At 32.4% G+C, this 13,523-nt stretch carries 14 protein-coding genes and 1 tRNA gene; 11 read left to right on the top strand and 4 right to left on the bottom strand.

Annotated elements, in window-relative coordinates; all coding sequences use genetic code 11:
* The first annotated feature begins 121 nt into the window (after window positions 1-121).
* The 4 genes from J3S90_RS03765 (at window position 122) to J3S90_RS03750 (ending at window position 2,526) form a co-directional block, all read left to right on the top strand.
* Window positions 122-418, top strand: a complete 297-nt coding sequence (locus tag J3S90_RS03765; RefSeq protein WP_188049038.1) for a hypothetical protein — start codon at window positions 122-124, stop codon at window positions 416-418.
* Between the two features lie 30 nt (window positions 419-448).
* Window positions 449-745 (top strand): hypothetical protein, encoded by a 297-nt coding sequence (locus J3S90_RS03760; RefSeq protein ID WP_210644834.1) that lies wholly within the window; start codon window positions 449-451, stop codon window positions 743-745.
* 32 nt (window positions 746-777) lie between these two features.
* On the top strand, window positions 778-1,068 hold the full coding sequence (locus tag J3S90_RS03755) for a hypothetical protein (protein WP_188049036.1): 291 nt from the start codon (window positions 778-780) through the stop codon (window positions 1,066-1,068).
* Window positions 1,069-1,182: 114 nt separating this feature from the next.
* Entirely contained in the window at window positions 1,183-2,526 is a 1,344-nt protein-coding gene (locus J3S90_RS03750; protein WP_210644832.1) for a sigma-54-dependent transcriptional regulator, read from the top strand.
* On the opposite strand, the gene J3S90_RS03745 is transcribed toward J3S90_RS03750, so the two are convergent.
* Window positions 2,519-4,951 carry a hybrid sensor histidine kinase/response regulator gene (locus J3S90_RS03745; protein ID WP_210644830.1) on the bottom strand — a complete coding sequence of 811 codons (2,433 nt, stop codon included), beginning with the start codon at window positions 4,949-4,951 and terminating at the stop codon, window positions 2,519-2,521. The two genes, J3S90_RS03750 and J3S90_RS03745, sit on opposite strands and share 8 nt — an antisense overlap.
* Window positions 4,952-5,063: 112 nt before the next feature.
* A complete protein-coding gene (locus J3S90_RS03740; protein WP_210644827.1) occupies window positions 5,064-6,965 on the bottom strand; it encodes a S9 family peptidase in 1,902 nt (633 codons plus the stop codon).
* Between the two features lie 189 nt (window positions 6,966-7,154).
* Here J3S90_RS03740 and J3S90_RS03735 point away from each other — a divergent pair, with 189 nt between their 5' ends.
* Window positions 7,155-8,267 carry an NAD(P)/FAD-dependent oxidoreductase gene (locus J3S90_RS03735; RefSeq protein WP_210644825.1) on the top strand — a complete coding sequence of 371 codons (1,113 nt, stop codon included), beginning with the start codon at window positions 7,155-7,157 and terminating at the stop codon, window positions 8,265-8,267.
* Entirely contained in the window at window positions 8,267-9,010 is a 744-nt protein-coding gene (gene mtgA, locus J3S90_RS03730) for a monofunctional biosynthetic peptidoglycan transglycosylase (RefSeq protein ID WP_210644823.1), read from the top strand. Before J3S90_RS03735 ends, mtgA begins: the two co-directional genes overlap by 1 nt.
* A 191-nt stretch (window positions 9,011-9,201) precedes the next feature.
* On the opposite strand, the gene J3S90_RS03725 is transcribed toward mtgA, so the two are convergent.
* Window positions 9,202-10,377, bottom strand: a complete 1,176-nt coding sequence (locus J3S90_RS03725) for a dicarboxylate/amino acid:cation symporter (RefSeq protein WP_210644821.1) — start codon at window positions 10,375-10,377, stop codon at window positions 9,202-9,204.
* A 322-nt stretch (window positions 10,378-10,699) separates the two neighbouring features.
* On the opposite strand from J3S90_RS03725, the gene J3S90_RS03720 reads away from it, so the two are divergent.
* The 5 genes from J3S90_RS03720 to J3S90_RS03700 all read left to right on the top strand — a co-directional run bounded on the left by J3S90_RS03720 (window position 10,700) and on the right by J3S90_RS03700 (window position 13,129).
* A tRNA-Ala gene (locus J3S90_RS03720) sits at window positions 10,700-10,776 on the top strand.
* 143 nt (window positions 10,777-10,919) lie between these two features.
* Entirely contained in the window at window positions 10,920-11,687 is a 768-nt protein-coding gene (locus J3S90_RS03715; RefSeq protein ID WP_210644819.1) for an enoyl-CoA hydratase/isomerase family protein, read from the top strand.
* A gap of 3 nt (window positions 11,688-11,690) precedes the next feature.
* A complete protein-coding gene (locus J3S90_RS03710; protein ID WP_188049028.1) occupies window positions 11,691-11,867 on the top strand; it encodes a hypothetical protein in 177 nt (58 codons plus the stop codon).
* 34 nt (window positions 11,868-11,901) lie between these two features.
* Window positions 11,902-12,366, top strand: a complete 465-nt coding sequence (locus J3S90_RS03705) for a 6-pyruvoyl trahydropterin synthase family protein (protein WP_210644817.1) — start codon at window positions 11,902-11,904, stop codon at window positions 12,364-12,366.
* Window positions 12,367-12,370: 4 nt separating this feature from the next.
* Complete coding sequence (locus tag J3S90_RS03700; protein WP_210644815.1) at window positions 12,371-13,129, top strand: UDP-2,3-diacylglucosamine diphosphatase; 759 nt, start codon at window positions 12,371-12,373, stop codon at window positions 13,127-13,129.
* Here J3S90_RS03700 and J3S90_RS03695 read toward each other — a convergent pair.
* Window positions 13,126-13,482 carry a hypothetical protein gene (locus J3S90_RS03695; RefSeq protein WP_210644813.1) on the bottom strand — a complete coding sequence of 119 codons (357 nt, stop codon included), beginning with the start codon at window positions 13,480-13,482 and terminating at the stop codon, window positions 13,126-13,128. The two genes, J3S90_RS03700 and J3S90_RS03695, sit on opposite strands and share 4 nt — an antisense overlap.
* Window positions 13,483-13,523 lie beyond the last annotated feature (41 nt).

Below are 13,523 nucleotides of genomic sequence, written 5' to 3'. Positions count from 1 at the left end.
AGGAATTATTAAAATGCTGTATTATAGGTTTTTATGGTGTTGTTGCTTAGCTATTTATATTTGGTATGATTATTCTATTAACCTAAACAATATAACTAGTAAATAATTTAAAACATATATCATGAAAAAATTAATCTTATCAGCAGCAATCGTTTTAGGAAGTTTATCAACTTATGCAGGGAATGTTCAAAACGAGATAGAAATTGTAAAAACAGTAACGATCCAAGAAGAATATAAAGAAGTAAAATTAGAAGAGGTTCCGGTAGCGATCAAAGAAGCATTAAAAGTTGCTTTTCCTGATGCTATTTTAAATAAAGCATTCATTAATGAAAAAAAGGAATACAAATTAGACGTTACAGTTGGTGAAAAAACAGGAAATCTTTTTGCTGATGAAACTGGAAAATGGATTCAAAAATAAACATAGAAATTAATAATTAAAATATATATCATGAAAAAATTAATCTTATCAGCAGCAATCGTTTTAGGAAGTTTATCTACATATGCAGGAACTATTCAAAACAATACAGAAATTGTAAAAACAGTAATGATTCAGGAAGAATATAAGGAAGTTAAATTAGAAGAGGTTCCAGTAGCGATCAAAGAAGCATTAAAGGTTGCTTTTCCTGATGCCATTTTAAATAAAGCATTTATTAATGAAAAAAAGGAATACAAATTAGACGTTACAGTTGGTGAAAAAACAGGAAACCTTTTCGCTGATGAAACTGGAAAATGGATTCAAAAATAAACACACAAAATAATAATTTAAAGATAAATACTATGAAAAAGTTAATCTTATCAGCAGCAATTATTTTAGGAAGTTTGTCAGCTCATGCAATAAATGTTCCTTTAAATGACACTAAAAATCAATCTTCATTAGTTCAAGAAAGATATATTGAAGTAGAAAAAGTTCCAGAAGCAGTGCAAAAAGCATTAGAAGTTGCCCATCCAGGTGCAGTTCTTGGAAAAGCTTATATCAATGAAAAACAAGAATACAAACTAGAAATCACAGTTAAAGACCAGAAAGCTACTGTTTACGCAGATGCTAATGGGAACTGGATAAATAAGTAATTGGAGATTTATTTATTGCAAAGAGAGACTATTTTTATAGTCTCTCTTTTTTTTGCAAAAAATTAGCACAATACAATTTAAATAACTTTATTTTAGCATCAAAAGTGAAACCTAATGGCTAGAATTTTATTGATTGAGGATGATGTGCCTTTTTGCAAATTATTAGAAAAGTTTCTGATAAAAAAATCTTTTGAGGTAGTCACGGCTTTTTCAGGATCAGAAGCGAAAATTAAAATAAAAGATACTGATTTTGATCTTATTATGACAGATTTGAGGCTTCCTGATTATGATGGAATTCAACTTATGGCTGAGATTAAAACTATTAATCCCAATGTTCCTATTTTACTTATGACTGGCTATTCAGATGTGAGCACGGCAGTCAAAGCGATCAAAAATGGTGCAACAGATTATATTTCTAAACCATTTAATCCCGAAGAAGTACTTTTGGTTATTACAAATGCGCTTGCTCAGGAAGCAATTGTTATTGAAGATCCAACTATAGTTTCAAAAACCGTTAAAAAAACAACTTTACAAAAGGGAAGTAGTTTTATACAAGGAATATCCGCTGCATCATTAAAGCTAGCTGAATATATTAAACTAGTTAGCCCAACAAATATGTCGGTGCTTGTTATTGGTGAAAGCGGAACCGGTAAAGAGGTAATTGCAAAAAGTATTCATGAAAATAGTGCTAGAAAAAACAGCAATTTTATAGCAGTCGATTGTGGTTCGATTCCTAAAGAATTGGCAGCAAGTGAGTTTTTTGGTCATGTAAAAGGATCATTTACTGGGGCTATTCAAGATAAAATTGGTTTTTTTGAAGCGGCAAATGGCGGGACTATTTTTTTAGATGAGATTGGTAATTTATCTTATGAAAATCAAATTCAGCTTTTGAGAGCTTTACAAGAACGCAAAATAAAACCGGTTGGTAGCAATAAAGAAATAGCTGTAGACATTAGAATTATTACTGCTACAAATGAAGATTTAAGAGAAGCAGTCAAGAATGGTGATTTTAGAGAAGATTTGTATCATAGAATAAATGAATTTTCGATTCATTCTCCTTCTCTTCTAGAACGAAGTGAGGATTTAATGTTGTTTTCCGATTTTTTCCTTGAAAAATCTAATCAGGAATTAAACAAAAATGTAATTGGTTTTTCTGAAGAAGTCATGTCAATTTTTCAAAATTACAGATGGCCTGGAAATTTAAGAGAACTTCAAAACTGTATCAAGAGAGCAACCTTACTTTCTCCGGGTGATTTTATCGAAAAAGAGGCACTTCCTGTTGAATTTTTTCAGCAAGAGAAAATTGAAACAACTGATTTTTCTTTATCAGAAAACGAAAGAGAAGCGATAGTAGAAGCCTTAAGTCGAACCAATCACAATAAAACTGAAGCTGCTAAGCTGTTGAAAATTAATAGAAAAACATTGTATAATAAATTAAAGCTCTACGGAATTAATTAGTTTTATCTTTTTGTATTAGTTTAAAAAGAATTTCAATTTTACTTTTTAAAGTGCTAATTTTACTTTTTAATTCAGCTAGGTTTTCGTCTTTTAATTCTAATTCATCTAAAATTGCACTAATCTCAAAAGCTTTAATTTGCTTAAACATTGGATTCATTTTGTGCGCTATATTTTTAATTTCTTGAAAATTAACAGCCAGTATTGCTTCCTCTAATGACAATAAATTTTCCTTAGCGTCAATCATAAAAGATTGTAAAATTTCTTCTAAAGCATTTTTATCATCCGATAGAAATGCTTTTAATGCCTTTAATGAATACCCTTTATTGTGGTTTTTAGAGGAGTTTGTAGTGGCAAATTCTTTCGGAATAACCGTATTATTTAGGATTGCTTTTATAGTAGTAAGTATGGTTTTTGGGGTGTACGGTTTGCGAATAACAGTCGTGAATCCTGCTTGTTTATAATAATCTAAATCTAAATCGCCTCTTCCTGTAACTGCAAAAACGGGTTGGTTTTTATATTCTGGGTAAGACTTAATCTGTAGTTCTTTTAAAAATGAAAAACCATCCATCACTGGCATTTGAATATCTGTAATTATAAAATCGAATGCATTTTTTTCTATCCACAAAAGTGCCTCTGTGGCTTTATCGAAAGGGAATATTATAAAATCATTCTGTCTCAAAACTTCTGTGGTTAATTGCAACAAGCTTTGATCATCATCAATAATAACGGCTCTATATTGTGTTTTATCAATAGAGGAAAGGTTTTCTTCTATAGCGGTATTGTCAAACACTAAAGGAAGTTGGATTGTAAAAGTACTTCCTTTGCCTATTTCGCTTTCTAAACTTAAAGCTCCACCTAATATAGCAGCCATTTTTTTAGAAATAGTAAGTCCTAATCCTGTTCCGCCATATTTTTTTTCTATTTTTTCATCCGCTTGAGTAAACTCTTCAAAAACTAATTGTTGACTCTTTTCATCTATTCCAATTCCAGAATCTTTAATTGATAGGGTTAATGTTTGAGTCTCTAAATTTACTTTTCCATCAATTTTAATGAATCCTTTTTCAGTAAATTTAAACGCATTTCCGATAATGTTGGATAGTATTTGTCTTAGTCGAAACGGATCTCCAATAATTTTTTGCTGTAATTTTTCGTCAATCGTGATACTTAAATCAATGGGTTTTTGTGAATAAACAGCTTGAATACTGCTCGCTACCTCATTTATTACATCTGCTAAAGAAAAAGGAACGGTGTCAATAGTAATTTTGCCTGCTTCAATTTGTGTAAAATCTAATAAGTCTTGAACCAATTTTGAGATATAACTAGAAGATCCTTTTATGTTCTTAGTAAAATGCTGTTGTTTGGTGTTTAATTCGGAATTTCCTAGCAATTCTGTATAGCCTATAATCGTACTTAAAGGTGTTTTTAAATCATGACTTACCGTCGATATAAGTTGCTCTCTACTAGTCAGTAGTTTTTTAGCTTTTAGATTAGCCATTTCTAATTGCGTTTTATAAGACTGCGTTTTAGAAAAATCGCTTATGATTAAAATTAGGAAGAATAAGGTCAATAATAAACCAATTGCGGCAGCAGTAGTCACTATTTGATTGGTTTTTTTTAATGATTTTTCACGTGCTAAGTAACTTGAAGTAGTGTTTAAGATAATTTCTCGTTCTATTATACCAAATACTTTTCGCAGTTGATCCGAGATGAGAATTTCGTTCTGGATCAGTTTAGTTTCTTCTGAGTTTAAGCGTTTTTTCTTGTTGGCAGTTTCTTTTTTCACTTCATTCAGCAACATTTTCGACACGCTTACAATAGAGTCTGACTCTTTTTTTGTTAGCGTATTGGTACTGTCATCAGGGATGTTTTGATTCAGATAATCAACGTATTTTTTGAGAACGTTACGCTCGTAATTTGCCATAGATGCAGGAGATTTTACAAAATCTTCCATTTGTAATTTTCGCATCGAGGACTGAATTTTGGTTAAATCAGTTATGGCATTGCTTACTGCATTTTCATCTTCACTTTTGCTCTTTATCGTTTTTAACTCTTGTATGTTTTTTATTTTTCTGGTTAATAATAATTGTACACTGTCTAATAGTGTTTTCTGGTATTCCGTAGAGACGATCGTCTTTAGAGAATCAATATCTGTTTGGAGAGTCTTAGTTTTTAAGACATATTTATCAAAATCCTTATTTGATTCTGATTGAATGGCAATTCGGGCTAAGCTTTCCGTTTTGTATAAGTCAGACAAGATGGTGCTGACTTTTAACAGAGAACTATTTTTGTTGCCAAATCTTTTTTCATTTTTAGAAAAATTTTGGTTTTCCGTGTACAGAAACCAACCTACACTTCCAAAAAGAAGTACCAACAGAAGGTAGCTAATAAAAACTTTTAGCGGAATGTAACTTTTTTTGTTCTCCATTTTTCAAAGATAAAAATTTGAATAAGCATTCAAGTTAAGATATTCAAAATATTTAAGGCAATAAAAAACCCCACTAAAAAGTGAGGTTTTATTTATTTAAAAAAAAATGCTATTACAAAGTTTCTTTTAGCCATTTGTAAAACTCTTTTTGCCAAACTTGAGCATTTTGTGGTTTTAAAACCCAGTGATTCTCCTCAGGGAAATACAAAAATCTACTTTTTATTCCGCGCAATTGTGCTGCTTGAAAAGCCTCTTGAGATTGTCCAATTGCTACTCGGAAATCTTTTCCTCCTTGTATGATTAAGATTGGAGTGTTCCACTTATCTACATGATTAATCGGGTTGAATTCGTTGTAAGCTTTTTGAGCAATAGCATTGTCTTTTTCCCAATACGCTCCGCCAAAATCCCAATTATTAAAGAATACTTCTTCGGTAGTTCCAAACATACTTTGTGTGTTGAAAACCCCATCATGAGCAATAAATGTTTTAAAACGATTGTTGTGAATTCCAGCTAAATAAAAAGCAGAATAACCACCATAACTAGCACCAACACATCCAAGACGATTGGCATCTACATATTTTTCTTTGGCAACATCATCAATCGCGGCTAGATAGTCCTGCATAACTTGTCCGCCCCAGTCTTTACTAATTTGCTCATTCCACTCGACACCATGACCTTGCATTCCGCGACGATTTGGCGCCACAACTATATATCCGTTTGCGGCCATCAACTGAAAATTCCAGCGGAAAGAATAGCTTTGTGTTAAGGGAGACTGCGGTCCACCTTGACAATATAAAAGTGTAGGATATTTTTTGGTAGCATCAAAATTAGGAGGAAGGATAACCCAAACTAACATTTTTTTACCATCAGTTGTAGTCACATATCTCCTTTCGGTTTTGCTTAACGCCAAAGAATTGTAAGTACTCGTGTTGACATTAGATAATTGTTTCCAGTTTTTTTTCTTTAAATCATAAGAAAAAATTTCTGCAGCATGATTCATATCTGTTCTAGTTACAACCACGTTATCACCAGAAAAACCAACTATTGCATTCACATCAAAATCACCATTAGTAATTTGGCGAACTGTGATTGCAATTTTCGTTACACTAGGAAAGTTAACCTCAAATAATTGTTTTGTTCCATCGATTGGCGCTACAAAATAGATTTTGCTTCCGTCTTTACTCCACATAAAACTATCTACTGTACCGTCCCAATTGGCAGTTAGATTCATTTTCATGCCTTTAAAACTAACAATTAAATCATTTTTGTCCGCTTCATAACCATCTCTTTTCATTTGCAACCAAGTCAAATTTCCAGTAGGTGAGAATTGTGGCGCCATATCATAACCTAGATTTCCCTCGGTTCTGTTTGTCGTTTTTCCAGTTTCTAGGTTGTACTCATATATGTCGGTATTGGTAGAAGTTGCATACTGCGTTCCCGCTTTTTTCTTTGAAACATAAAGAATGTTTTTGCTGTCTGGAGACCAAATGTAGTCTTCGTCGCCACCAAATGGTTTTTGTGGACTATTGAAATTTTCCCCTTTTAGAAGATCAATGCCAATTGCACCTTCCTTATTCTCTTTGTAAAAAACATGATTAAATGTTCCATCGTTCCAAGTATCCCAATGACGATAATCTAATCCGTCATAGATTTGAGCATCTGATTTTTGTAAATCGGGATAAAAATCTTTTCCGTGAACTTTGTCTATTTTTACTTCTTCGTTATAAACAATATATTTTCCGTCTGGAGAAATGTTTTTATCTTTTAGAAGTGTTTTTGTTTCCTTTACTTCAGTTGGAGTTCCTCCGTTTATTGGTAAAGTGTACATTTTAGTTTCTGATTTGTTTTCAGCAACAGAGGGGAAAGTGACTTGATAAACAATGTTTTTACCATCGTTTGAAAGTCCTAAAGGATTTACCCTTCCTAGTTTCCAAAGTAATTCCGGCGTCATTACGTTTTGCGCCACTGCGTTTAAGCTCATCATTATTAAGGGAATTAATAGTAATTTTTTCATTTTATTAGTTGTTTTATTTCGAACCATAAAAATAGCCAATTTATTTTGATCTTTCTCGCTTTATACGAATGCTTTTTAGCCCCGATAGTAGTGTAAATCCTTTGTTTTTTGTTTGAAAAAAAAACAAAGATTGCAACGGATAGCGGGATTAGCTCCTGAAAATTATTATTTTTATAAAAATATTTAGGCATGGATTTGAGTTATTGGGAGTTGAAAAACTGGTTTACAAACGTTGATTATACAGTTGTTGGCAGTGGAATTGTGGGCTTACATGCTGCGTTGCGCTTGCGCGAAAGATTTCCAGAGAGTAAAATATTAGTTTTAGAAAAAGGAGTTTTGCCACAAGGAGCGAGTACCAAAAATGCTGGTTTTGCCTGTTTTGGTAGTATTTCTGAAATTATTGATGATTTAGAGACGCATTCGGAGCAAGAGGTAATTGATCTTATTAAAAAACGTTGGGAAGGTCTGCAATTGTTACGAAAAAGACTCGGCGACACTGCTTTGGATTTTAAATCCTATGGAGGCTATGAGCTTTTTTTAAAGGAAGAGGAGTCTACATATGCAGAATGTATTGAAAAGCTCCCTTTTATTAATGGTGTTTTAAAACCGCTTTTTAAGGCAGCTGTTTTTGCTAAAGAAGAGAATCGTTTTGGATTTGCGGGTATTCAGCAACATTTAGTTTTTAATCCTTATGAAGCACAGATTGATACTGGTAATATGATGCAGGCCTTATTGAAAAATGCAGTTTCAGCAAATATTTTGATTTTAAATCAACAAACAGTAACGGGGTATTTAGATAAAGGAAATGAGGTAGAGGTTGCTTTGGGAGACTTTTCTTTTAGAACCCAGAAATTATTGTTTGCTACAAATGGTTTTGCTAATGCGCTAACCAATGCCGCAGTAATTCCTGCTAGAGCGCAAGTTTTAATAACGGAACCTATTGCCGATTTAGTTATAAAAGGTACTTTTCATTTGGATAAAGGATATTATTATTTTAGAAATATTGGTAATCGTATTTTACTTGGTGGCGGAAGAAACTTAGATTTTGAGGCAGAAAACACTACAGTATTTGGACATACAGAAATTGTGCAAAAAAAATTGGAACAGTTATTAAAAGAAGTAATTTTGCCGAACCAAAAATTTAAAATCGCCCATCGCTGGAGTGGTATAATGGGTATTGGTGCACGCAAGAATCCTATTGTTTCTCAATTATCAGATAACGTATATTGCGGAGTACGATTAGGAGGAATGGGAGTGGCAATAGGAAGTTTAGTAGGAACAGAATTAGCAGATTTAATATAATGGCAACAAAAACAACGTCTAAAAAAACAAAACAACCCGTCAAAAAAAAGGAAGATACTTCGTTTACGAGTAAAATTTCTCGTTTTTTATTTAAAGCACTTTTATGGTTTTTTGGTATTTCCCTGTTTTTCGTGGTACTTTATAAGTTTGTTCCCGTTCCGTTTACACCATTAATGGTTATTCGCGCAATAGAAAATAAAACGGCAGGAAATGAAGTTTACTTTAGTCATGATTGGGAACCACTTAAGAATATCTCAGATAATCTTCAAAAAGCGGTTATCGCTAGTGAAGACGGAACTTTTTTGAAGCATAATGGTTTTGATTTTGGTGCCATGCATAAAGCTTATAAAAGTAACGAAAGAGGTCGCAGAATAAAAGGAGGAAGTACCATATCGCAACAAACCGCTAAAAATGTTTTTTTATGGCAAGGACGTAGTTATCTCCGTAAAGGGTTAGAAGCTTATTTTACGGTTTTAATAGAAATTATTTGGGGTAAAGAACGCATTATGGAGGTATATTTAAATAGTATCGAAATGGGCGATGGTGTTTACGGAGCTCAAGCTGCTGCAGAACATTGGTATCGAAAAGATGCCGCTAATCTAACTCCAATTCAAGCGGCTGGAATCGCTGCGATTTTGCCAAATCCTAGAAAGTTTAAGGCTACAAGTTCCTCTTCTTATATTAATAATAGAAAAACTAAGATTGTTCGTATCATGAGACAAGTTGGAACAGTTAAATATTAGTATCTAGAAAAGAATCAATGAAAAAATTTTAGTAAGAATAAAATAAAGTATTGTTGTGCAATTATAGTATTCTATTTTTTTCTAGTGCCTCTTTTAAACAAATAAAACCCCATTATTGGGGTTTTATTTGTTTAATCTATTTGTGTTTTGGTTATAATTCTATTAGTAATCAGTATTGTTTTTTAAATAATTTAAGCTACTAATTTTTCTTTAGTAATTCTATCTACAATTAGCGCAATTGCTCCATCTCCTGTAACATTACAGGCGGTACCAAAACTATCCATTGCAATATATAGTGCGATCATTAAACCAATCATCTCTTCGCTGAAACCCAACATAGATTGTAATATTCCAACAGCAGCCATAATTGCTCCTCCAGGAACTCCAGGCGCAGCAACCATAGCGATTCCTAGCATAAATATAAAACCGGTAAAGAGAGCGAAGTCAAACGGCATTCCCTGCAAAATCATTAGTGCTATCGCACAAGCTGTGATTTTCATTGTACTTCCAGACAAATGTATGGTTGCACATAAAGGAATGACAAACCCTGCTATTTTTTCAGAAACTCCATTTTTTATTGTTTGCTCTAATGTAACAGGAATAGTAGCTGCAGAGGATTGTGTTCCTAATGCTGTAAAATACGCAGGCAACATTGTTAATAATAATTTGAAAGGATTCTTTTTTGTTACTATCCCAGCAATGGTGAATTGTAGCAGTAATAAGATAATGTGTAATGCAAAAATAACACCGATGATATTGAGAAAAACAGAGAGAATTGAGAATACTTTTCCGCTAAAGGACATGCTTGCAAATATGCCTAATATAAATAACGGTAATAAAGGAACAATTACATTTTCTATTAGCTGCATGATGATTTTTTCGAAATCCTTTACGACTAATTTTAAGCTTGACTTCTCTTGATAGGAAAGTCCTAATCCGATTACAAAGGCAAAAACTAAAGCCGTCATCACATCTAAAGCAGGTGGAATTGAAATTGTAAAGTAAGGAGTTAATTCTAATGTTGAATTTCCGATTACAGCAACATTATTAACATGAGATTCTAAAAGTTGTGGAAAAAAATCAGATACAACAAAATAAGTCATAAAACCTGAAAATAAAGTTGAGCCATAAGCAATAGCAGCAGTAAGTAAAAGCAGTTTGCCAGCACCTTTTCCTAAATCTGAGATGGAAGGCATTATCAATCCCATTATAATTAATGGAATAGCAAAATTTAAAAACTGTCCAAAAAAGGCATTAAAAGTGGTGAAAATTCTATTTACAGATTCCGGAAGATAGAGACCAAAAACTATTCCCAGCACAATGGCAATAAAAACTTTAAACAATAGATTAGAGAATAAATTTTTCATACTATAGATAGATTTGTAAAACTATAAAAGTCTTATGCGGTTTATTTTTTAAGTTTGCGAATATACTGCCAATGTTGCGAATTTGCCACTTAAGTATCCATTTTCTTCAAGGAGTACTATTATAAATGCGCACTTAAAGCTGATTTTTAAATTTTTAATATTTAGAATAAATCAATTATTTCTGTTAAAAGCTAATTTATTGTTTGTTACTTTAATAGTTATAATTAATTTATGCATAGAAAATTATTTAGTATTAATATACTCTAGCTTTTAAAATATTTTTTAGTTTTAATCTAATATTATACTATATTTGTGGGAAATTGGGGGATTAGCTCATTTGGCTAGAGTGCTTGCCTGGCAGGCAAGAGGTGATCGGTTCGAATCCGATATTCTCCACCACCAAGAGAATGAAAGGCTTTGCAGTTTTGCAGAGCCTTTTTTATTTTGTGTTTTAGAAGCCTTTTTTTGTACTGTTTTTAATTCTTTCCAAATACACATATTCCTCTTGATAATTGTATTTTTACATTCAAAAAAAAATTGATATGTCGTCACAAAGTCCTATTGGTTCTCTTAATACAACCATCGAAAATAAAATAGCAACCATCACATTTGGTCATCCTTCAAGTAATTCTTTTCCAAGAGAATTGCTAGATAGACTTACGTCTGAATTTAATAATTTAAGTAATAATTCTTTAGTTTCAGTTATAGTTTTACAAAGTGAGGGTAAAGGTGCTTTTTGTGCAGGAGCTTCTTTTGACGAACTTTTAGCAGTTTCTAATGAAGTAGAAGGAACTCAGTTTTTTTCTGGATTTGCTCATTTAATCAATGCTATGCGATCGTGTTCTAAACTTATAATTGGGCGCATCCATGGTAAAGCAGTTGGTGGAGGTGTTGGTATAGCTTGCGCTTGCGACTATACTTTGGCTACAAATAATGCTTCTATAAAACTTTCTGAGTTGGCAATAGGAATTGGTCCATTTGTTATAGAACCTGCTGTTTCTAGAAAAATAGGTAAAAATGCCATGTCCGAAATGACTTTGGCAGCACAAGACTGGAAATCGGCTCAATGGGCTTTTAGCAAAGGATTGTATGCAGGGATTTTTGAAAATGATTTGGAGCTTGATGCTGCAGTTGTTGATTTTAGTTCAAAATTATCAAGCTATAATCCTGATGCATTACTAGAAATGAAAAAAGTTTTGTGGGAAGGAACTCAACATTGGTCAACACTTCTTATAGAACGTGCTGCAATTTCGGGTAGATTAGTTCTTTCTGATTTTACTATAAAAGCTTTACTACAATTCAAAAAATAACTCATGATCACAATTCTAACACTTGTTCAAAAAGTAAACATAGAAGAAAAGTTAAAAAATGCCACAGACAACGGCTATCAAATAGGGGTTGTTATAGGTTCTCTTATTCCTTTTGTGGTTTTAGTTTTGTTAGCCTATTGGATGTATACGAGTGCAAAAAAAAGAGACAAAGAACTTTAATTATTCACTAAATTTGCATTAAAATAAAAGTCTGATGAGCAATATAAGAATTACCAAACAATTTAGTTTTGAGACCGGACATGCCTTATATGGTTATGACGGGAAATGTAAAAATGTTCACGGGCATAGTTATAAGCTATCTGTTACTGTAATAGGATCTCCAATTACCGATCGTTCTAATGTTAAATTTGGAATGGTCATTGACTTTACCGATTTAAAAAAAATTGTGAAAGAAGAAATTGTAGATCAATTTGATCACGCAACTGTTTTTAACGGAACAACGCCACATGTAGAATTAGCTAACGAATTAATTACTCGTGGTCATCATGTTATTTTGGTCGATTACCAACCAACTAGCGAGAATATGGTCGTTGATTTTTCAAAAAGAATCATCAATAGATTGCCAGAAGGAATCGCTCTTTTTTCCTTAAAATTGCAAGAAACAGATTCTTCTTTTGCTGAATGGTATGCTTCTGATAATGTGAAATCTACACTATAAATTCATGCAATTACCTCCAAATAAAAAAATATATTTTGCTTCAGATCAACACTTTGGTGCGCCAACTCCAGAATTGAGTTTTCCTCGAGAACAAAAATTTGTAGCTTGGCTTGACGAAGTAAAACGAGACGCAGAAGCTATTTTTATTTTGGGAGATTTGTTCGATTTTTGGTTTGAATATAAAACGGTTGTTCCCAAGGGATTTATTCGTGTTTTGGGAAAACTAGCCGAAATTAGAGACAGTGGAATTCCTATATACTTCTTCGTTGGGAATCATGATTTATGGATGGAAGATTATTTTCAGAAAGAATTGAATATCCCTGTTTTTCATGACAATCAAGAATATACGTTTGGAAATAAAACATTCCTAATCGGTCATGGTGACGGAAAAGGTCCAGGAGATTTAGGATATAAACGCATGAAAAAGGTATTTACAAATCCTTTTTTTAAATGGCTTTTTCGTTGGGTTCATCCCGATATAGGTGTTCGTTTAGCGCAATATCTATCGGTCAAAAATAAGTTAATTTCTGGCGATGAAGACGTAACTTTTCTTGGTGAAGAGAACGAATGGCTTATTTTGTATTCAAAGCGAAAATTAGAAACCAAACATTATAATTACCTTGTTTTTGGTCATCGTCATTTACCGATGAAACTTTTGGTAGGCGAAAATGCTGAATATGTTAATCTTGGTGACTGGATTAGCTATTTTACCTACGGTGTTTTTGATGGTGAGAATTTTGAAATCAAAAAATACGATAACTAATTCATTCCTACGCCATACAAATAATCATCAAGATTTATTTTAAATATAGTACCTTCAATAAGATCTTTAAGCTTGTCTAATTCTTGCATAGTAACTGCTAAGTCAATTTGTGAAAAAGGTGTTTTCAATAAAAATTTGTAGCATTTGCTTTTTAGTTCGCAATCTGCACATTCGCTATTTACACTATAGCTTTCTTTAATACATTCTTTAAATTGTTCGATTTCTAATTTATTACAGTAGAATCCCATTTCTTTAAAGACCAATTGCACTTTATCAACGATGACTTTGTTTTCTTTTCTCCAGTAGAAAGAAGTTCCAAAATCATTTATATAAATCTGTTTTATCGTTTGCATTTCAAAAAATATTTGAAGCAAATATAAGTATTATTTATAAT

The organism is Flavobacterium flabelliforme (genome assembly GCF_017948675.1).
Lineage (GTDB): Bacteria > Bacteroidota > Bacteroidia > Flavobacteriales > Flavobacteriaceae > Flavobacterium > Flavobacterium pygoscelis.
Note: the sequence above shows the minus strand (reverse complement) of the source record. Positions and strands in the feature narration are given on the sequence as shown.

Bases quoted from the DNA above. Each gene is read 5' to 3' on its own strand.
- J3S90_RS03765 (WP_188049038.1), top strand. From the start codon at position 122: ATGAAAAAATTAATCTTATCAGCAGCAATCGTTTTAGGAAGTTTATCA.
- J3S90_RS03760 (WP_210644834.1), top strand. From the start codon at position 449: ATGAAAAAATTAATCTTATCAGCAGCAATCGTTTTAGGAAGTTTATCT.
- J3S90_RS03755 (WP_188049036.1), top strand. From the start codon at position 778: ATGAAAAAGTTAATCTTATCAGCAGCAATTATTTTAGGAAGTTTGTCA.
- J3S90_RS03750 (WP_210644832.1), top strand. From the start codon at position 1,183: ATGGCTAGAATTTTATTGATTGAGGATGATGTGCCTTTTTGCAAATTA.
- J3S90_RS03745 (WP_210644830.1), bottom strand. From the start codon at position 4,951: ATGGAGAACAAAAAAAGTTACATTCCGCTAAAAGTTTTTATTAGCTAC.
- J3S90_RS03740 (WP_210644827.1), bottom strand. From the start codon at position 6,965: ATGAAAAAATTACTATTAATTCCCTTAATAATGATGAGCTTAAACGCA.
- J3S90_RS03735 (WP_210644825.1), top strand. From the start codon at position 7,155: ATGGATTTGAGTTATTGGGAGTTGAAAAACTGGTTTACAAACGTTGAT.
- mtgA (WP_210644823.1), top strand. From the start codon at position 8,267: ATGGCAACAAAAACAACGTCTAAAAAAACAAAACAACCCGTCAAAAAA.
- J3S90_RS03725 (WP_210644821.1), bottom strand. From the start codon at position 10,377: ATGAAAAATTTATTCTCTAATCTATTGTTTAAAGTTTTTATTGCCATT.
- J3S90_RS03715 (WP_210644819.1), top strand. From the start codon at position 10,920: ATGTCGTCACAAAGTCCTATTGGTTCTCTTAATACAACCATCGAAAAT.
- J3S90_RS03710 (WP_188049028.1), top strand. From the start codon at position 11,691: ATGATCACAATTCTAACACTTGTTCAAAAAGTAAACATAGAAGAAAAG.
- J3S90_RS03705 (WP_210644817.1), top strand. From the start codon at position 11,902: ATGAGCAATATAAGAATTACCAAACAATTTAGTTTTGAGACCGGACAT.
- J3S90_RS03700 (WP_210644815.1), top strand. From the start codon at position 12,371: ATGCAATTACCTCCAAATAAAAAAATATATTTTGCTTCAGATCAACAC.
- J3S90_RS03695 (WP_210644813.1), bottom strand. From the start codon at position 13,482: ATGCAAACGATAAAACAGATTTATATAAATGATTTTGGAACTTCTTTC.